General features: G+C 59.0%; 20 protein-coding genes and 1 riboswitch. Of the genes, 9 read left to right on the top strand and 11 right to left on the bottom strand.

The window, feature by feature from the left end; genetic code table 11:
- Window positions 1-15 precede the first annotated feature (15 nt).
- From ACNSOI_RS00620 to ACNSOI_RS00610, 3 genes are all read left to right on the top strand, one after another.
- Complete coding sequence (locus tag ACNSOI_RS00620) at window positions 16-1,728, top strand: potassium/proton antiporter (protein ID WP_061331330.1); 1,713 nt, start codon at window positions 16-18, stop codon at window positions 1,726-1,728.
- Between the two features lie 123 nt (window positions 1,729-1,851).
- The gene (locus ACNSOI_RS00615) at window positions 1,852-2,406 is read left to right on the top strand and encodes a L,D-transpeptidase family protein (RefSeq protein ID WP_286252946.1); all 555 of its coding nucleotides are present in this window, start codon (window positions 1,852-1,854) and stop codon (window positions 2,404-2,406) included.
- A 209-nt stretch (window positions 2,407-2,615) separates the two neighbouring features.
- On the top strand, window positions 2,616-2,897 hold the full coding sequence (locus tag ACNSOI_RS00610; RefSeq protein WP_061331332.1) for an Lpp/OprI family alanine-zipper lipoprotein: 282 nt from the start codon (window positions 2,616-2,618) through the stop codon (window positions 2,895-2,897).
- Window positions 2,898-2,963: 66 nt separating this feature from the next.
- Here ACNSOI_RS00610 and ACNSOI_RS00605 read toward each other — a convergent pair whose 3' ends face one another.
- From ACNSOI_RS00605 to ACNSOI_RS00570, 8 genes are all read right to left on the bottom strand, one after another.
- Window positions 2,964-3,749: a slipin family protein gene (locus tag ACNSOI_RS00605; RefSeq protein WP_106694188.1), complete on the bottom strand. Its 786-nt coding sequence runs from the start codon at window positions 3,747-3,749 to the stop codon at window positions 2,964-2,966.
- Window positions 3,750-3,791: 42 nt separating this feature from the next.
- Window positions 3,792-5,252, bottom strand: a complete 1,461-nt coding sequence (locus ACNSOI_RS00600; RefSeq protein WP_061331334.1) for an NfeD family protein — start codon at window positions 5,250-5,252, stop codon at window positions 3,792-3,794.
- A gap of 22 nt (window positions 5,253-5,274) precedes the next feature.
- Window positions 5,275-6,027, bottom strand: a complete 753-nt coding sequence (locus tag ACNSOI_RS00595) for an SDR family oxidoreductase (RefSeq protein WP_286922532.1) — start codon at window positions 6,025-6,027, stop codon at window positions 5,275-5,277.
- A 70-nt stretch (window positions 6,028-6,097) separates the two neighbouring features.
- Window positions 6,098-7,138: a L,D-transpeptidase family protein gene (locus tag ACNSOI_RS00590; protein WP_374787089.1), complete on the bottom strand. Its 1,041-nt coding sequence runs from the start codon at window positions 7,136-7,138 to the stop codon at window positions 6,098-6,100.
- 60 nt (window positions 7,139-7,198) lie between these two features.
- On the bottom strand, window positions 7,199-7,768 hold the full coding sequence (locus ACNSOI_RS00585) for a TMEM165/GDT1 family protein (protein WP_072675785.1): 570 nt from the start codon (window positions 7,766-7,768) through the stop codon (window positions 7,199-7,201).
- Window positions 7,769-7,853: 85 nt separating this feature from the next.
- Window positions 7,854-7,958, bottom strand: a riboswitch (yybP-ykoY riboswitch).
- Window positions 7,959-8,004: 46 nt separating this feature from the next.
- The gene (locus ACNSOI_RS00580) at window positions 8,005-9,396 is read right to left on the bottom strand and encodes a DHA2 family efflux MFS transporter permease subunit (RefSeq protein ID WP_061331338.1); all 1,392 of its coding nucleotides are present in this window, start codon (window positions 9,394-9,396) and stop codon (window positions 8,005-8,007) included.
- Window positions 9,397-9,399: 3 nt separating this feature from the next.
- Window positions 9,400-9,825: a MarR family transcriptional regulator gene (locus tag ACNSOI_RS00575; RefSeq protein WP_058092884.1), complete on the bottom strand. Its 426-nt coding sequence runs from the start codon at window positions 9,823-9,825 to the stop codon at window positions 9,400-9,402.
- 162 nt (window positions 9,826-9,987) lie between these two features.
- A complete protein-coding gene (locus ACNSOI_RS00570) occupies window positions 9,988-11,271 on the bottom strand; it encodes an MFS transporter (RefSeq protein ID WP_061331339.1) in 1,284 nt (427 codons plus the stop codon).
- A gap of 249 nt (window positions 11,272-11,520) precedes the next feature.
- Here ACNSOI_RS00570 and ACNSOI_RS00565 point away from each other — a divergent pair, with 249 nt between their 5' ends.
- The 4 genes from ACNSOI_RS00565 to ACNSOI_RS00550 all read left to right on the top strand — a co-directional run bounded on the left by ACNSOI_RS00565 (window position 11,521) and on the right by ACNSOI_RS00550 (window position 16,381).
- Window positions 11,521-12,423, top strand: coding sequence for a WYL domain-containing protein (locus tag ACNSOI_RS00565; RefSeq protein WP_106694183.1), 903 nt, complete (start codon window positions 11,521-11,523; stop codon window positions 12,421-12,423).
- 9 nt (window positions 12,424-12,432) lie between these two features.
- Window positions 12,433-14,199, top strand: coding sequence for an ExeM/NucH family extracellular endonuclease (locus tag ACNSOI_RS00560; RefSeq protein WP_420194898.1), 1,767 nt, complete (start codon window positions 12,433-12,435; stop codon window positions 14,197-14,199).
- 106 nt (window positions 14,200-14,305) lie between these two features.
- Window positions 14,306-15,193: an alpha/beta fold hydrolase gene (locus ACNSOI_RS00555; protein ID WP_106694182.1), complete on the top strand. Its 888-nt coding sequence runs from the start codon at window positions 14,306-14,308 to the stop codon at window positions 15,191-15,193.
- Window positions 15,194-15,337: 144 nt separating this feature from the next.
- A complete protein-coding gene (locus tag ACNSOI_RS00550) occupies window positions 15,338-16,381 on the top strand; it encodes an AraC family transcriptional regulator (RefSeq protein WP_061331343.1) in 1,044 nt (347 codons plus the stop codon).
- 43 nt (window positions 16,382-16,424) lie between these two features.
- On the opposite strand, the gene queE is transcribed toward ACNSOI_RS00550, so the two are convergent.
- Together queE and queC are read right to left on the bottom strand one after the other, a co-directional pair.
- Window positions 16,425-17,081, bottom strand: coding sequence for a 7-carboxy-7-deazaguanine synthase (queE, locus tag ACNSOI_RS00545; RefSeq protein ID WP_106694181.1), 657 nt, complete (start codon window positions 17,079-17,081; stop codon window positions 16,425-16,427).
- A complete protein-coding gene (gene queC, locus ACNSOI_RS00540; protein ID WP_106694180.1) occupies window positions 17,081-17,746 on the bottom strand; it encodes a 7-cyano-7-deazaguanine synthase QueC in 666 nt (221 codons plus the stop codon). The genes queE and queC overlap by 1 nt, the downstream gene beginning before the upstream one ends.
- A gap of 150 nt (window positions 17,747-17,896) precedes the next feature.
- Here queC and ACNSOI_RS00535 point away from each other — a divergent pair, with 150 nt between their 5' ends.
- Complete coding sequence (locus ACNSOI_RS00535) at window positions 17,897-18,409, top strand: hypothetical protein (protein ID WP_106694179.1); 513 nt, start codon at window positions 17,897-17,899, stop codon at window positions 18,407-18,409.
- Here ACNSOI_RS00535 and ACNSOI_RS00530 read toward each other — a convergent pair.
- Window positions 18,378-18,614, bottom strand: coding sequence for a hypothetical protein (locus ACNSOI_RS00530; protein WP_058092893.1), 237 nt, complete (start codon window positions 18,612-18,614; stop codon window positions 18,378-18,380). The two genes, ACNSOI_RS00535 and ACNSOI_RS00530, sit on opposite strands and share 32 nt — an antisense overlap.
- Window positions 18,615-19,185: 571 nt before the next feature.
- Here ACNSOI_RS00530 and ACNSOI_RS00525 point away from each other — a divergent pair.
- Window positions 19,186-19,458 carry a hypothetical protein gene (locus ACNSOI_RS00525; protein WP_061331347.1) on the top strand — a complete coding sequence of 91 codons (273 nt, stop codon included), beginning with the start codon at window positions 19,186-19,188 and terminating at the stop codon, window positions 19,456-19,458.
- Window positions 19,459-19,467: the final 9 nt, after the last annotated feature.

Raw genomic sequence — 19,467 nt, 5'->3', positions numbered from 1 at the left:
TTGGTCAGGAGTCTGATGGATCCCACGTTTACTCTGATTGGCGCCTTGATGCTTGTGTTCAGCATCGTTCTCAGCCCGCTTTCAAGCAGGGTCGGCATGCCGGTGCTGCTGGTTTTTCTGGCTGTTGGCATGATGATGGGCGAGGATGGACCGGGCGGCATCCAGTTCAATAACTTTGAGCTGGCTTTTCTTATCGCCAATCTTTCACTGGCCGTTATCCTGCTGGATGGCGGAATGCGCACCCGGGTAGAGACCTTCAGGGTAGGTCTGCGGCCAGCCCTGGTACTTGCCACCCTTGGCGTTGCCCTGACCGCGGGTGGCGCGGCCATCGTGGCATGGTGGGTATTCGATTTGCATTGGATGATGGCGTTGTTGATCGGGGCCATTATTTCCTCAACCGATGCGGCCGCGGTCTTCTCTCTGCTGCAGGGCCGGGGCCTGCACCTGAACGAGCGGGTCAGTGCCACCCTTGAGATCGAGTCTGGCAGTAACGACCCGATGGCCATTTTCCTCACCCTGATGCTGGTGACCTTGATTGGCCAACATGAGCAGGGGTCCATTCTCTCGGGCCTGATCATGCTGGTACAACAGTTCGGCATCGGCGCCGCAGCCGGCGTTCTGGGTGGCTTTCTGGTGGTGGAACTGGCCAATCGGATGCGCCTGACCCCCGCGCTGTACCCCCTGCTGGTGGGTGCGGCCGGCATTTCGGTGTTTTCTGCCACCAACGCTGTCGGAGGCAGCGGATTCCTCGCCATTTACCTGTGCGGTGTGGTCATTGGAAACCGTCATGTCCGGATGATGCCGATGATTCTTCAGGTGCACGACGGCATGGCCTGGCTGGCACAGCTCTGTCTGTTCCTGATGCTCGGCCTGCTGGTGAGCCCATCAGACCTGATCCCCCTGGCAGGCGCCGGTTTGGTGCTGGCTCTGGCGCTTATCTTTGTTATTCGGCCATTAACCGTGCTGATCACGCTCTGGCCATTCGGCTTCAACCGGCGGGAGCTGGGCTTTATCAGCTGGGTGGGCCTGCGAGGCGCGGTGCCCATTGTTTTGGCGCTGTTCCCGATCATTGCCGACCTGCCAGATGCGCAACTGGTTTTCCACGCGGCGTTCTTTATCGTTCTGGTGTCGCTGATTGTGCAGGGCACCACCATGGCACCTCTCGCCCGCAAGTTGCGGCTTGAAGTTCCCGCCGGCGAAGATCCCTACCGGCGGCTACCACTGGATGCGCCCGCCGCTGGCGACCACGAGCTGATGCTGTTTCCACTCCGGGGCAAGGGTTGGGACAAGCCCAGAGCCCTTGGCCAGCTGCGCCTGCCGGAAAACACCGCCGTGGCCGGGGTGTTTCGCGACCGTAAGTGCCTTCAGCCCACAAAGGACCTCGAAGTGACCGCCGGCGATATGTTGGCCATGTTCGCCACGCCGTCGGTTCTACCCGATCTCGGCAAGGCATTGAGCGGGCGGCAAGCTCCGAAACACCTGGCAGAGCGAGCCTTCTTCGGCGACTTCGTGCTGAACGGAGATGCCCTGCTCGGCGATGTGGAACAGGTCTATGGTATCGAGTTCGACGAGTTGCCTCCCGAGTTGTCGCTGGCCGAGTGTTTCGCCAAACGCACCAAGGGGCATCCAGTTGTTGGCGACACCGTCATATTGGGGCCAGTAACGCTCGTGGCCCGGGCCACCGAAGCCGACCGGGTAACCAAGGTTGGCCTGAAAATGGATGCGTGACGCCCGTCCGGTTTGTGCAGGAAAACCAAAAACCGTAACAAAACCCCTTATCAATCCCCTTGCTGGCTATGTTATAAACACACGTGAACAAAGTTTAACCATCCAGCGACCTGTGCCAGCATCATGATCTTCAGAGTTTTTCTATCACTAATGCTTGTCGTATTGCCTGCCCTGGCCAGTAGCTCGGAGTTGCTGGCCCGGGCTGATACACGCATGGCCATGCCTGGCAGCGAACCAACGCTGGAAGAGCACCTGAACATCACCAAGGTTCTGGTGCGCAAAAGTGAGCGCAGGCTTTATCTGTTGAGCGGTGAGCACAAGGTGCGCAGCTATCGGATTTCACTGGGAGGCAATCCGGTAGGACACAAGCTGTATGAGGGTGACAAGCGAACGCCAGAAGGGGATTACATTCTCGATTGGCGCAACGCGAACAGCGATTTCTACAAGTCCATCCATATATCCTACCCGAACGCCCGTGACCGGGAGCTGGCCGAAGCCTGGGGGCTTAATCCCGGCGGCAGCATCATGATCCACGGACTGCCCAACGAAGCGGGCGACCTTGCCTTCGCGTATACCGGCCTGGACTGGACCGAAGGCTGTATTGCGGTCACCAATGAAGAGATGGATGAGATCTGGGCACTGGTCGATAACGGCACCCCCATTCGGATTCTTCCCTGACCGCAGAACCCACCCCGTTCATGACGGGAGTATTAAGTTGTTGTCATAGCCTAAGAAAATTTACGTATCCTTAGTTAACATTTTGTCTCTGAGTGTTTTACACTGTTTGACGACTCCGGTAGTCAACGCCTATCGGGCTTAGCTGACAGGAAGTCGTCTTAATGACTTCTGGATCACAGGAAATAAAACGACCAATAAGGGGATTTACCATGCGTAAACTGACGATCGCCGGGTTTGCAATGGCCGCTGCTCTGACTGCAGGCTGTGCCACCACTGAGCAGGGCGCTATCGACGAGGCCAATGCGACTGCAAGCTCCGCCGAGCAAACTGCTAACAACGCTCTGAACACTGCTAACAGCGCTGCAAGCTCCGCTCGCACTGCTCAGCAGACTGCTGAAGAAGCCCTGGCTGCTGCCCGTGCTGCTCAGAAGTCCGCTGACGAAGCGAACGAGCGCGCCAAGCGCATGCTCGAGCGTGCCAGCCAGAAGTAAGGCTGCCGTTTAGCAAAAAAGGCCGGTTCAACCGGCCTTTTTTGTGCTCGCTCAAAATGTTTTGTCTTACCCCTCCGGGTTGCCGGAAGCCTTCTGTTGCTGGTTTTGCATAAAGGTTTTCATCATGTCCATCGGTAGCGGGAACACAATCGTGGAGGAGTTGTTGTTGCTCATGTCTGACAGGGTCTGCAGATAACGCAACTGCATGGCACCGGAATTCACAGACATCACCTCTGCGGCCTCGACCAGCTTTTTGGAAGCCTGCAATTCGCCCTCTGCGTGGATGACCTTCGCACGACGTTCCCGCTCAGCCTCAGCCTGCCGGGCAATCGCACGAATCATCGACTCATTCAGGTCAACGTGTTTGATTTCCACATTGGCCACCTTGATACCCCAATCCTCGGTCTGGGAATCAATGATTTCCTGAATATCCGAATTCAGCTTGTCTCGCTCAGACAGCATTTCATCGAGATCGTGTTTGCCGAGCACAGAGCGCAAGGTTGTTTGCGCCAACTGGCTGGTAGCAGCGCCATAGTCTTCGACCCGGATAATCGCCTTCTCGGGGTCAACCACGCGGAAGTACAGCACTGCATTTACTCTGACCGTCACGTTGTCTTTGGAAATAACATCCTGGCTTGGGACATCCAGGGTGATCACCCGCAGATCCACCCGGACAATTTGCTGAATTCCGGGGATGACGATGATCAGGCCGGGGCCTTTGACACCCTGAAAGCGGCCCAGGAAAAACACCACACCGCGCTCGTATTCCGGCAGGATCTTGATGGCGGAACCGAGAATCAGAAGCAGCACCACAGTCGGTGCAATATAGGGAATAATGTCACCCAGGTTCATACGGCCTCCTTGATTTGCCGTTGGTTAGTACGAATTGCTCGTTCAATGACCTTGATCAGAATCAGGCCTGGCTTCAACCAGAAGGGTCAGCCCCTCCATACCGTTTACCTGCACCTGCGTGCCCTTGGTGATCTGATGCGGACAACGGGCATTCCAACGCTCCCCACTGACTCGGACATGGCCCTTGTAGCCGTCATAAGAAGATTCAAAGTCGTCCAGTGCCACGCCTTTTTCCTCAGCCATGTGTTCGCTGCCACTGACCGGCGTACGGCGTCGCAAACCGATGAAGCGGGTAACCGTCCAGAGAATAAACCCGCCCGCCACAACAGCCGTGCCGCCAACGGTGGGCAATGAGATATCCGAGTGGCTGCCATCCATCAGAATCACCGATCCCGTGACAAAGGCGACTATGCCACCGACACCAAGAATGCCGAAACTAGGCATGAAGGCTTCCCCCACGATGAACGCCAGCCCCAACAGAATCAAGGCAAGGCCGGCGTAATTCACCGACAACACCTGAAATGCAAACAACGCGAGTATCAGACAGATAGCACCGATCACCCCGGGGAACACGGCACCGGGATTCGACAGTTCAAAGATAATGCCGTAGAAACCGATGATCATCAGGAAATAGGCGACGTTCGGATCGGTGATCACCGACAGTAACCGGGTTCGCCAATCCGGTTCTGAACGGACCAGTTCCAGGTCCGCCGTGACCAGCTCCCGCTCGCCGGTGGCCATCTGCACGGTGCGACCATCAATGGCCTCCAGCAATTCGCGGAGGTTAGGCGCCACGACATCGATAACATTCAGTTCCAGCGCCTCGGTTGCGCCGAGGTTGACGGCTTCGCGGACGGCCTCTTCCGCCCAGTCGGCATTCCGACCATGGCGCTCGGCCAAGCCACGGATATAACTGACGGCATCCTCCAGAACCTTACGCTCCATCGCCGTGTCGCCCCGGCGTTTCTGTGGTTCGGCGGCCGAGTCGTCGGCACTGGTCTCTGAAGCTTCGTCGTCCCCGGCGGGCTGCTCCGGTTCTTGCTCTGGCGAGCCTGGCAGGCCGCCCATCTGAACCGGCGTTGCCGAACCGAGGTTGGTGGCGGGCGCCATAGCCGCAATATGACTGCCGTAGAGGATGAAGGTACCGGCACTGGCGGCGCGGGCGCCCTGGGGTGACACGTAGGTTGCCACCGGCACCTCGGAGGCGAGGATGGTTTTGATGATTTCCCGCATGGAATCCATCAGGCCACCCGGCGTATCCATTTCCAGAATGACCAGGCCAGCATTCTCCTGCTCGGCCCGTCTGATGCCACGGGTGACATAATCCATTGTGGCCGGGCCGATAGCACCCTCGACCGTCAATACCAGTGCCGTTCTCGGCGTGTCCTGCTGGGCAATTGCCTGCCAGGAAGCCCCGATCAGTCCCAGCAGCCCTCCCAGGAAAAAAATCAGGGACCAGAGGGGCAAGCGGAGGTTCTGACGTTGCATCGGGTTTGGCGTCATGGCGATCTCCCAGGCAGAGTGATCAGAATATTCGGGCCAGTACGGACTCCGGCAGTCGCCTCAGTATGAAACCAATGGGCGTCCAGGGCCAACCTGGCACAAAACGTTCGGCCTTGCCGGACTCAATGGCACGGACCATGGCCCGGCATCCGGTCTTCGCGTCCACAATGAAAGGTGTGTTCTTGACCTTTTCGTTGATCTCAGTCCGGATATACCCCGGATAGAGCGTGGTCACGCGAATGGGAGACCGGCGCTTTTTCAGTTCGACACGCAAACCCTCGCAAAGTGCCGCCAATCCGGCCTTGGTCGCCGCATAGGTGGTGACGTTGCCCGGCATCCCCCGAACAGCCGTTACCGATGATACGGCAACCAGGTGACCATGGTTCTGTGCCCGGAAAATCTCCATGGCGGCTTCTATCTGGGCCAGGGCGGAAACAAAATTGGTTTCTGCGGTCTGCCGGTTGGCATCAAAGCGCCCGGTGCCCAGCGGCTGCCCCTTGCCAATGCCGGCATTGACGATGATCCTGTCGAGCTGACCAAACTCCTCCCGGAAAGCCTGAAAAACCTCGGCCACTTGTGCGTGATCATTCACATCCAGGGCCCGCACACTAATCTTCACTCCCGGATAGGTGCCCTCCAGCTCGGCCCGGAGCTGGTCCAGCCGCTCGGTACGACGGGCACACAGGGCTAGGTGATCACCCCGGGCAGCAAACTCCCGGGCCATGCCTTCACCCAGTCCGGAACTGGCTCCGGTAATCAGTATAGTACGACTCATGAGTACTCCTGCCGTTTGGTTATTATTGGTTGTCGCGGAGCGGGTACTTCAGCAAAGCCTGGCGCCAGGGTCAAAAGTACAGCTTTTGCTCCGGCTCTGCAGGCTCTTCCGGGTTGCTTTCCGTCTGCCCCTTATCAGAAGCCACCCGGGTCAGCCGCTCACCGACCATGGTGGGAATGCCATCGGCCTGATCCACCACCAGCTCGATGGACCGGCGCTGGACTTCCACGTCCGGGTGTTGCTGGCGGAAGGCTTCCAATTTTTCCAGTGTTACACGCCATAGCTGTTCGCGATCCTCGGGCGAGTAATCTTCATGGGGCCGGTGCACTTCAAGCCAAACCTCGCCGCCAGACAAGCCAAGCTTGACAGGTTCGCGAATAATCTGGACCGACGTGCCCTTCTGAACCTGATAGACAAACCGGGAAATGTCTTCGTTGTACATACGGAAACAGCCGGCACTGACCGGCAAGCCGATACCGAAACGCTTATTGGTTCCGTGGATCAGATAGCCTTTCTCGCTTAACATCAGGGCATGAGTGCCAAGCGGATTATCCGGGCCGGGCGGGATCATACGCGGCAGATACTCTCCACGGGCCTCATAGGATGCCCGGATACTGGCCGGCGGATACCACGCAGGCGATTCCAGTGGCATGGTTACCTCGGCGTCGGTTAGCGGTGACGGATTCTCTTCACGCCCAATGCCCACCGGATACACCTGAACGCCATCGTTGGTGAAATAATAGAGCCGATACTCGGCCAGGTTAATCACGATGCCTTCCCGGCGTGCATCGGGCAGAACATACATACGCGGCAGGGTAATGGTCGTGCCGTCTCCCGGTAACCAGGGGTCAACACCCGGATTGGCCTTCACCAACTCCAGGTAACCCAGAGCCTCATCATGGCCAATAGCAGCAAAGGTATCCTCATAGCGGGTCGTGAAAACCTGCAGCTCCCCCGCCAGATCGCCGTTAAGAGCGAACGTTGGTACCCGGGGCGAACGATCGTTTTCCACCGTTGCAGTGTCTGACGGCTTTTGGTTCTGCGCAGCATTGACAGCTGACGCCAGGAACATCAGGCACACCAGAACGGCGACACATTTTTTCAACCACATATCAACCAGTTCCCATAAACATTCATTCCGGGCCTCTGCTCTGAAAGACACGGTTCCGTGTCAGGAGTTCACTAGGGTGGTCCAGACCGTTACCACCGCCAGCACCACAAACAATACGCTGGCACTGATCCTGGCCGTCGCCAGCGGCAGTCGCTCCATTAGCCAGCGCCCTGCCAGGATCACCGGAATATTGGCCAGAAGCATGCCTACCGTCGTGCCGATGATAACCCATAACGTTTCCGTATACCTTGCCGCCAGGACCACCGTAGCCACTTGGGTTTTATCACCTATCTCCGCCAGGAAGAACATTACCGTAGTAGCCCAGAAGGCGCCCATGCCGAGAAACCGAGATTCGGCACTGTCGTCTTTATCCGGTATCAGCAACCACAGGGCGATGGCGACAAAGCTCACTGCGAGAATCCAGGGCAGCCACTGGGACGGAATCCAGCTGGCCACCCAGGCCCCCAGCCACGCTGAGAGCGCGTGATTGAGCACGGTCGCAACCAGAATACCAAGAATGATAGGGGTACGCTTTGCGTATCGGGCAACCAGGAAAAGAGACAGGAGCTGGGTTTTGTCGCCAATTTCGGCAATGGCCACGGCAAGGGTTGAAGCGAGAAACGCATCCATTCGAAGAGACCTCAGGGCGGAAATCGTCAGACATGAGACAGCTCACCTTCCGCCCAGTGGAGGTGATCTGCCTCAGGTCTTGCCAATTCCGCGATCAATCACGGAACACGGTAGCCATGGAGAATGAGCTCCAAGTATGTTGACTACCGTCCGCTCCTGTTACCCAGAAGCGAAGGCTACTCCCCCGAAGTTGGCCACATGCTAATGAATCCCGCCGGAAATGGCAACTGGCCACCTTACACCCGCATTTTCCAGACCGGCACGGCAGCCAACGCCACAAACACCGCTACCAGCCACCAGGCTGCCTCGAACGCAGCCACGGTAGGCACACTGCCCTGGTGTTCACCGAACTCGATGGTCAGTGCCACCACATTTACCCCCAGGGCACCCCCGAGTTGGCGGGCGAAATTGATGGTGCTGGACCCGGCGCCCAGCTGTTCCTTGGGCAGTGGATTCAGCGCACCGGTGGACAGGGCCGGCAGCATAAAGCCAATCCCAATCCGGCCCAGCACTGCCCAGAGTACCAGCCAGCCAAACCCAGCGTACTGGCCGGTCAGAGCAAACAGGACCGCAGACAGGGCGAACACCGCGATTCCAAACAGCACCAGGCTGCGGGCGCTGCGCTTGTCTGCCAGCCGGCCCGACAGTGGAAAAACAATGCCCAGCACCACCCCGGCGGGCAGCATCAGCAGACCCGCCTCCGTCGCGGAGAAGCCCAGCGTGGTCTGCACAAACAGAGGAATCAGGTAGGTTGAGCCAAACAGCGCCAGCCCAAGCGCCATGGCGCCCAGCGTGGCGAACAGAAACACCGGTTGGCGCAACAGTAGCAGGTTAACCAGGGGATGCTTCGCCGTGCGTTCCCGAAAGACAAAGGCGAACAGAAGGCCAAGGGCCAACGCCCATTGCATCACGATTCGCAGTTCCTGGCCTGGCCAGGCCTGCATTCGGGTCAGGGTATCGAGGGTCAGGGCGATGGTTGCCCCAAGCAGTAACAAACCGGGCAGATCAAAGGGATAAGGCGCAGGGCGGGAGCGGGGCAGCGGCAGGAACCGCCAGGCCATCCAGACACCCAGAAGGGTGACCGGTGCCGGCGCAAACATCACATAGCGCCAGTTGAACTGGTCCACCAGAAAGCCACCCAGCACAGGGCCCAATGCCGGTGCCAGAATCACCCCCATGCCATAAATGCCCATGGCTTGACCACGCCTGTCTGCCGGAAATATCCGGAACACCAGGTACATGCCCATGGGTTGCATCAACCCGGCCATGGCGCCCTGGCCTATTCTGGCGGCAATCAGCTGTTCAGGAGACTCGGCAAAGCCGCCGACAAGGGATATGACGGTGAACACCGCCATGGCAACACCCAGGGTCAGGCGCACACCAAAACGGTCCAGCAGCCAGGCGGACGCCAGCATGGTGGTGGTCATGGCGGCGATGAATCCGGTGGCCAGCCAGTGCACCTGGCCCTGGCGAATGCCGAACTCCATCATGATGTCATGGAGCGCAACATTCACCACCGTGGCGCTGAGCACCGTGGCCATGGTGCCAAGGACAACCGTAGCAACGGCCAGCCAGCGCCAGCGTTCGCCGTAACGGGCGGTCAGGCCCTCGACAGAATTATCGATCAAGCGTTACTTCTGCTTCTCGGCATTATCCATAATTTTGTGGAACACCTTGAGCGCGCATTCGATTTCCTTGTCAGTCACGCCCTCCAGCATCTCTTCACGCAACACAGCGGCACGCTCGGACAGCTCATCCATGAACTCGGCACCGGCCTTGGTCAGATGCAACCGGCGGGCGCGCCGATCGTTCGGGCAGGGGCGTCGCTCAATCAACTCCTGCTGCTCCAGGCTATCAAGCAACCTGACCAGGGTGGGATTTTCAATGGCCATCAGACTGGCCAGTTCGCGCTGGGTAAGGCCTTCACCACCCTGCTGCAGATACACCATGGTGCTCCAGCGAGCCTGCGTGACTCCCAAGTCTTTCAACCGCTCATCCAGCATCTTGCGCCAGCGGCGGGTAACCCGGGCAACGGCAAACGGGAATTGATCTCTCATGGTTAAACACTCCTGATGGTGATCCGGCATGGGACAAGCAAACGCCACCCCGAAAACCGAGAAAACACTTACCTTATTGGAAATTCACCAATAGTAAGCTAACCATTGAAATAAAAACAGATATCAGGGTGAAAATATAATTGGGGAAAACCGAAAGGCGCGTCAGCCAGCCTGACGCAACTCTTCCTGCATTTCCTCCACTTCCGGAGATTCGTGGAACTCGGTGTTACGCGGGTCCAGCTCGGAAAGCACCGGAGACGCCTCCGGCATGGCCGGGACAAAGTGCTCCTGCTCCTCCACCGGCACGTCGTCGGTGTGGCTGATCCGGTAGCTAGTGATCACTGCCAGCAACACCAGGAAGCCGGCGTTGCCATAGAACAGGCCGGAGGGCCCCATGATGTTGATTAACTCCGCCATGGTGATCGGCCCGATCACACTGCCAATACCGTAGCTCAGCAAAAGCGTGGCACTGGCGGCGACAATCCGGTTGCTGTCCATGCGGTCGTTGGTGATGGCCACCGCGATTGGGTACAGAGTGGCCGACAGACCGGTAAAAAGTCCTACCAGCAGGGTGAGCAACGCCAGGCTTGCCGCCCCGAAAACGCCAACCCCAACGGCCGAAGCGGAAGCAATCAGTGCCACCCAGAACATCACCCGGCGTCGGTCAAATCGATCGCACACCCGGCCCAATGGCCAGGCCAACAACATGGCAGCAATGATGGCGCTGGCCATGAAGGTCGAAGTTCTGGCCACGTCCAGCCCCACTAACGTGGCGTATACCGGCCCCAGTGCATAGAAGCCGCCAATCATGACGCCGCTGATCAGCGCGCCAGCGACACCGGAAAATGATTCCCGCCCGAGTTTGAAGATCGACATCCGGTGCACCTGCTCAATCGCCGGCGCTTCCATTCGAGTGAGAGCCAGAGGAATCAGGGCGAGAGTCAGCAGGATGGCCGCCAGCGAAAACGGCAGGAAACTGCCCGGGTCACCCACGTTGACAATCAACTGGCCGCCGGCGGCCGACAAGTAGAAAACAATCTGGTAAACGGCAAACAGCGCACCCCGGTTGGCGTTAGTGGCACGGCTGGAGAACCAGCTTTCAATCACCACCAACACACCGGCGATGGTGAAGCCAGACAGTACCCGAAGGACCGCCCAGAAAATCATCGACACCGCCATCGGATACATCAGCGACACCACGGCAGCCATAGCAGCAAATGCCGCAAAGGCGCGGATATGGCCTACCCTGCCAATAATCTTGTGGACATACAGGGTGCCAAGGACAAAACCGATGGAATAGCACACCAACACCCAGCCAATGACATTGGGTGAGACTTCTTCGATACTCAGGCGAATACCCAGCAGCGTCATCAGAAACGCATTGCCGCTGACCAGCAACACAATGCTGAGGATCAGCGCCGAAAGGGAGGTGACCATTCGGGTCATGAGTGGCTCCGGGTATTGGGTTACATCAGGGTGACAGTAAAGAAAAGATAGCAACGTTATGGGTTGTCTGCTGGTGTGTATTTAACCAGCCATCGCCAGACGACTCCACTAAGCAGTTGCCGAGACCTCGAACCCAGTAGTGGCGCGGTATTTGACAATGTTTTACATTAATGGGCCGTAACAGAACCTGATAGCCGTAGCGGGTAACATAAACATCAAGCTACTTACTCGGACCGTGAGCGCCTGGTTATGAAGAAAACGGACTGGCCCATTCGCTGGGATTTACTGCTTCGCTATCGACTGATTGAAATCATCGCCTTGTGGGAAGGACGCCTGACCACCAACCACATCTGCCACAGTTTCGGCATTGGTCGCCAGCAGGCATCAAAGGATATCAACACCTACTTGCGGGAACTGGCTCCCGGCAACCTGGTTTACGACCGGCACCTGAAAGGTTATGTGCCGGCAGCCGGTTTCAAACCGGTGGTAACACGGGGCCAGGTTAGCGAATATCAAGACCTGCTTGCGCGGCAACAGAGCCTGAGCGACACGTTTTCTGACCTGGAGCTTGGACTGCCGGGCAATGCCGTCATCCCGGAACCGTCCCGGCGCATCGCCCCGGAAACCATGCGGGCTGTGGTTAACGCTACCCGTTATCACCGCCAACTCAAGGCCAGTTACGTGTCCCTGAGCCGACCGGAAGCCGCCGACAGCCTGCTGGAGCCGCATTCACTGGTATGCACGGGTAACAGCTGGCATGTGCGGGCCTGGTGCAATGCCAACCGGGAATTCCGGGATTTCGCCCTGAGCCGTTTTCAGGGCCAGCCGGAGGCACTCCGGCAGAAATCCAGGCACGCCGCGCAGCAGGATGAAGACTGGCAACGCCTGGTCACCCTGGAGATCGCACCTGATCAGCGCCTGACCGAGGCGCAACAACAGATCATTGCCAACGACTACGGTATGGAACAGGGCTGCCTCAGCATCGAAACCCGTGCAGCGTTGGCGCCCTATGTCCTGTCCCGGCTCGGAATTACCTTTGACAATAGCCACCCGGACCCACTGGTGCAGCAGCTGGAACTGGCCAACCCGGACCAGCTTGGCTTTGGAAGCAAGCGCGAACGGGCACTCAAAGCGGTGGCCGGTCTCTGCTAGACTGGCCCGGTGACGACACTTTCCAGACTTCTGCTCAACGCCGCCCTCGGCCTGGCTACCACGCTCTGCGTCCCGACGCAGGCAGTGGCCGAGGCGTGCGGCGCGCCGGCCACTGCCATCCACGCCATTCAGGGCAGCGGCCCTGCTTCGCCCCTGGCCGGGCAAACCGTCACCGTCGAAGGCATCCTCACCCAGGACAGTCGCCACAAAGGTGGTTTTGGTGGTTTCTACCTGCAACAGGCTGATGCTGAAACGGACCAGAACCCGGCCACCTCCGAAGCCCTGTTCATCTACACACGCCAGGCAGCGGGCAAGCCCGGCCAGCGCCTGCGACTGACAGGGACCGTCAAGGAATATCATGGTCTGACGGAACTGGTGGATGTCGGCAAGCTGACAGTCTGCGGCGAGGGCAAGATGCCCAGGCCCATCGAGGTGTCACTGCCCTGGTCACAACCACCGGAAAGTCTTGAGAACATGCGGGTTCGCTTTGCCGCCCCGCTGACGGTTATTGACCACTACAACCTTGCCCTTTACGGCGAGCTTACTCTGGCCGCCGAGGATCAAGTCATCCCGACGGAATACCTGGCACCGGGGCCAGCAGCCGTCACGCAGGCCCGCAACAACCATCAACACCGTGTGTTTCTGGACGATGGTCTGGCCGTGCGCAATCCCGATCCCGTGCCTTGGCCACCGGGCGGGCTTGATGGGCGGAACACGGTACGCGCCGGCGATACCGTCTCGCAACTGCAGGGTGTTCTCGATTTCCGCTTTGGCCAGTGGCGTGTCCAGCCAGACAGGCAACCGGTCTTCAAAGCCAGCAACGAGCGCCCGCAACCACCCGGAAAGCCCGATGACGTCGACCTGCGGATCGTCACCCTGAACCTGGAGAACTACTTCAACGGTAACGGCCAGGGTGCAGGCTTTCCCACTGCCCGGGGGGCAGAGAGCGTGGCAGCCTTCCGGGAACAGAACCAGCGGCTGGTGGCGGCTCTCACCCTGCCGGACCCAGACATACTGGCCGTCACCGAACTTGAAAACGACGGCTATGGCCCAGACAGTGCCGTTGCCGAACTGGCCGCGCGACTTGGCGCCGAGTGGCGTTTTGTGGCGACACCCGGCGATGACGGCTCCGACGCCATTCGCAGCGCCCTGTTATACCGGACAGACCGGGCAACCCCTGTTGGCGAAGCCAGTCGGCAGCCGTCAGAGCCCATGGGCAGGCCACCCCTGGCCCAGATGTTCCAGGCCCGGCATGGCGACCAGGTTGTTCGCATCGTAGTGACGCACCTGAAATCGAAGTCCTGTCGGAACGCCAGCGGCAAAGATTCCGATCAGAAAGACGGCCAGGGCTGTTTCAATTATCGGCGCAGCCAGGCTACCGAAACCATGCTCGACTGGCTTGGCTCACTTCCGGCACCGGACACACTCGCCGGCACCCTGATCACCGGCGACCTCAACAGCTACGCTCAGGAAGACCCGGTGCAGGTGCTTTATCGCCAGGGCTTTACCAGCCTGGTGCACCACTTCCATCCCTGCCAACAGGACCACTGCCCACACCACAGTTACCGATACCGGGGAGAAAAAGGCAGCCTCGACTATGCCCTGGCTTCGGCCAGCCTGCTGCCCCATGTCATCCACGCCCAGGCCTGGAACATCAACGCCGATGAACCCCGGGCCCTGGGCTACGACCAGCCACCTCGGATACCGGTCAGCGGCCCTTGGCGCTCTTCGGATCACAACCCGGTGATCACGGATATCCGGCTGCCATCGCCTTGAACCCGGTTGCCGCACCGACGCCAGATCGGGGCGGGCAGGCAATAGCACCCAACCACAGGGGCGGTAAACTGGAATTCGGATTTACCATCAAGAGGTTGTCGTATCCATGAAAGTCCCGACCCCGAACCTATGGCCGGTCGCCCGCACCGGCCAACGCTGGCTGCTGCGCGCACAACGGCAGGAAGCCATTGTCGACGGCCATCGCATGGTGTTTCTGGAACGTGGCAAACCGGCACCCGGGCGACCAACCCTGGTGTTGATACATGGCTTTGCCGCCATGAAGGAAAACTGGGCCTTCTGGATGCAGAGACTCCCTGCAGACTGGCACCTGCTGGTTCCGGACGTACCCGGACTGGGTGAGAGCCAGTACCATGCTGACGCCTGCTACCGCTATGAAAGCCAGGCCCGACGGCTGAGTGACTGGCTATCCGGCTACGCGACAGACAACCTGCACATTGCCGGCAGCTCCATGGGAGGCGCCATTGCGTCAATTCTGGCCCATAAGCTGGAGCAACCTCCTCGGTCACTGACACTGCTTAACAGTGCCGGTATCCCGGAACATGCGGATGTGGATATTGACGCTCCCTTTGAGTCTGATCGCGATGCCATCCTGATTCCCCAGGACTGGGCCGGGGTCTACCGGATGTTCAACAGTGTGGGCACCGGCAAACCAACGTTACCCGGGCTGGCCATGGCCGGATTACTGGGCCCGGACCTTCTGAACCGCCGACAAGCACTGAGACACATTTTCAACGACATGCTCGCTGACGCCCTTGCCCCGGCCCGGTATCTCGGCCCGGGCACACCACCGCTGCAGGTGCAGTGGGGCGAGAAAGACGTTATCACCCCGACCCGTTGCGTAAACTGGTTCAGAACCGCCACACCAGACGCCGATGTGCATGTATTCCGGGGCGTCGGCCACCTGCCCATGCTGGAAAATCCTGGCCGTTCCGCCAAGGTTCTGGAAACCTTCATCCGGCGCCATAGCCATTGAAATGACTGACCGGAGAGGTGCCGAATTGGCCTCTCTGGCCCATTGACCCGTCAATCAAGTCATGGGGCTGGCCCGGGCAAACGGTCATAATCAGCAATACTGAACACCCTTACATAACAAGAACAGTCGCTGACGAGGAAACCCATGCGCGTCTCAGTTTCTACTGCACAGGATCTGGGCATGCCGGCCATCTACCTGCATACCCTGGCCGAATTGCTGCATACCATTGGAGTGGACGAAAGGGATCTCATTCTTCGGGTCGGTCTTGACCCCACTCGCCTGAACTCAACGGAAGTAAGAGTCAGCCAGGCCCAGGCCAGCGAGTTTGTCACCCGCGCCATTATTGAGAGTGGCGAGCCGGGCCTTGGCATCATGCTCGCCCGGGAGCTCAAGCTCCCCCTGCACGGCGCCCTGGGAACGGCGGTCATGAGCAGCCGAACCCTGGAAGAGGCGCTGGAGCTGATGACCCGCTACCTGACGCTGCGAGCGCCCCACCTGAAAGTTCAGAAACGGGTATCCGGGCAGAACGCCTGGTATAACGTGACCTGCGACATCGAGCTGGGGCCACTGCAGGGTTTTGTGCTGGATGCGGTTCTGTTTGGCTGTGTAACCATGGGCGCTCAGTTGACCGGCACCCTGGTACCCGGCACACGGGTGCTTCGGCGCGGGCCAGAGCCCAACCACTTCCACCGCTTTCGCAATCGTATCGGGGTGCCGGTGGAGTATGGCGCGACCGAGAACGCGCTTATCGTGCCCGTCAGCCAGCTTTGCCTGCCAGTGCGATTCAGCGACGACCAGCTTGCCGCCAGTTCACGGGCGCAGTGCGAGGAAGCCCTGAAGCAGTTAAAGGAGGATGCCGGCTTTGCCTGCCGGGTTCGACGGGTCATCGAGACCAGTCATCCGTTCCCTCCAAAACTGGCGCGGGTAGCCGCTACTCTGTTTGTGTCCGAGCGCACCCTGAAACGCCGCCTCCAGGAAGAAGAGGCCAGCTTCCAGCAACTGGTGGATCAGGTTCGCCTTGAGCGGGCCAAGGAACTTCTGGAAAACACGGGCATGAACCTGAGCCAGATTGCCGATGCCCTTGGCTATGCCGATGCGGCCAACTTTACCCGGGCCTTCAAGCGTTGGACCGGTCTGAGCCCCAGCCATTTCCGCACCCGGGAAACGGCCCTGCGCCGAACGGCCTGAAGCATGACCGGAGAGTGCCTGCGGGGCTCACCCGGGCATTCGGTCAGTCAATGCCCAGGATCTTGTGCATTTGCAGGGTCAGGCGCCATTGCGGATGCGCGAGGCAATACTCGGTGGCCTTTTGGGTGTTGCTGCGTTTGACCGGGTCATCCCCCTGATCCGGTACAGACGGCGAGGCCATTGGTGACAGGAAATAGTGCCTGGCCCGAATTCCCAGAAACCGTTCCGGCTGTGCCAGAGGCTGGGGATACACCAGTTTCAGCTCGTCACATTGGGTAATAACCACCTCGGCGTCGGCTTTTGGGCTGACACACAGCCAGTCAATTCCCTCCGGCGCCGGCAGGGTGCCGTTGGTTTCCACCCCTACCTCGAAACCCGCAGCGTGGAAGGCATCAATCAACGGCTGGTCCAGCTGCAACAGAGGTTCCCCACCGGTGCAGACCACGTAGGGCTGGCCCGGGGCGCCGGGCCAAAGCTTACGAATATGTTCGGCCAGCTCCACGGCAGTCTCGAAACGCCCGCCATTCTGGCCGTCGGTACCGACAAAATCGGTATCGCAGAAGTTACAGACAGCCGCCGCCCGATCCTTCTCCCGTCCGGTCCACAGATTGCATTTGCTGAACCGGCAGAATACCGCTGCCCGGCCAGCCTGGGCGCCTTCCCCCTGCAGGGTGTAAAACGCTTCCTTTACCCGGTACATCAGGCGTGACTCTCATAAGCCAGGGGGTCTTTCAGGCCATGAGCCGCAAACGCCTCGAGGCGCTCAACGCAGGAGCCGCAACGGCCACAAGCCCGCTCCCGGCCGTTGTAGCAGGTCCAGGTCTGGCTGTAGTCCAGGCCCAGCTTCAAACCCTCGCCCAGGATCTCGCCCTTGTCGAGCGCCATAAAAGGTGCCTCTACCGCCACTGGCTGGTAATTCGCCACCCGGCACACCGCATCCATTTTTTCGATAAATTCCGGCCGGCAATCCGGATAGATGGCATGGTCACCGCCATGGGCGCCAAACCAGACGGCTTGTGCACCGGCCGTGACGGCATAGCCGGTGGCCAGCGACAGCAGGATCATGTTGCGGTTGGGTACCACCGTCGACTTCATGCTGTCTTCCTGATAGTGCCCCTCCGGCACGGCAATGTCTGAGGTCAGTGAGGACCCCGCCATCACCTCACTCATGGCGCGGATATCAATCACCTTGTGGGGAATCGCCTCCGCCTGACACACCGCAGCTGCCGCCTCCAACTCCCGTACATGGCGCTGACCGTAATTAAACGACAGTGCATGCACTTTATAGCCACGGGCCCGGGCAAGATGGAGCAGGGTAAAGGAGTCCATGCCCCCGGAATAGATAACGACAACGGTGTCAGTCATGGGGTATTCACCAGGAAAAGAAGGGGATTTGTCATTGGGCTTTTACAAACCATGGCTATATTGTAACAGCGCCAGAGCCGCTTGGGTTCGCGTCATGGGAAGATCAGGGGTAAACTCGATGGAAAACGACAAACAGCCAGCAACGATTCAATGAACTCAGACAGCAGCCCGGCATTCATCGACTTTGAAGCATCCAGTCTCGATCTGATCGCAAGTTATCCGATCGAAGTTGGCGTGTGCATGCCCGATGGCAGCCTGCACAGCTGGCTGATTCAGCCGCACGTACTTTGGCAGGACTGGTCTGAGAGCGCGGAAACCATACACGGCATTTCCCGTGCACGGCTGGAGCAGGAAGGCACACCGGTAGGGGAAGTGGCCCGGGCGCTGAACAGGCTGTTGCCGGAGCAGATCTTCTGCGACGCCTGGACTTTTGACAGCTTCTGGCTGCACCGGCTGTTCCGGGCCGCCGGCGAAACCCCGGAGTTCCAGCTGGAATCGGTGTCCATGCTGCTGAACCCGGCCCAGGTGCGGCAGTGGTCGGGCACCCGCCAACAAGTCATTGCCGACCTGGGACTACCGGTTCACCGGGCCGCCAACGACGCGCTGATCCTGCACAAAACCTGGGAGCGGGTTATTTGCCAGGGCGAAGCCGCAGTGCAATAACTTCCAGGCCGTCACGGACGGTGTGAAGCGTCCAGTAGGTGGCCAGGGCCATCAGGGCCGCGCCCACCACGGTGAACGACAGATTTTCTCCAACTGCCTGCCCCTGAGCCATCATCAGATAAACGGCCACAGCGACAATCAACGCAAGCTCAACCATGAAATCGGAACGGAATTTGTTACGGGCAGATCCGGGTTCGTCGGGCATTTTCTTCGGTTTCAACCTCTGGGTTTCGGATAATTCAATGCATTAAGTTAGTGTACGAATTATCGCAAAAACGACCCCAAGAGGCTGTACGGACTAGTGGCTACGAACTAACCGAAACCACCCTGGCCTGCCAATATCCGGGCAAAAAAAACGCAGCCAATTCGGCTGCGTAGAAAGGAGAGATCCATTCGATACCTGATACGGAGGTACCGCGGATTGCACAACGTAAAAACACGTGACGCTGGGAATTATCCCGATCAACCTTCGCCACGTCTGTACGGGTTTGCCGAATCACCGGGGCTATTGCAAACCGGCCAATTGCCTATACACTGGTAAGTGAACCGAATCCAAAGAGCTGATATGACCAGGATGATTACCAAGACCACCGCTTACTCCGCCACCGGTTGCCGTCACGGGCAGTCTGTGCGCGCCATGGTGAAAGACATCTAACGGCTTTCGGTCAGTCCCGGGAGCCATTGCGGCGACCGGGGCAGCTTCTCTGCCAAACCCCGGTTGCCTCAGGCCCCGGGGTTTTTTGTTTTTGCAGCCGCAAAACGACAAGGAGAACATCATGAGAAGACATCCGACAACCCGTGCAGCCAATCAGCCGATCAGCAATCGTCAGGCTCCGATCAAGCGCCCGGAAAAGCTGCCGCTGCTGGATGCGATTTGCAAGAAACTGAATCAGCGTGTCAACCTGGATGACGAACAGCGGGTGCTGGGCCTGTATGAACGAGGCTGGATTTTCAAAGGGGTTCTGGGCAATCTGGATGGATCCGAAGCGCGTTACGTGCGTGCCCTGGCCACCCGTTATAACTCCTGGATTGCACGCCAGGTCGCCTGATTGCATTGA

Source organism: Marinobacter sp. GH_1, assembly GCF_048595985.1.
Classification (GTDB): domain Bacteria; phylum Pseudomonadota; class Gammaproteobacteria; order Pseudomonadales; family Oleiphilaceae; genus Marinobacter; species Marinobacter shengliensis.
This window is presented reverse-complemented; position numbering and strand designations above follow the sequence as displayed.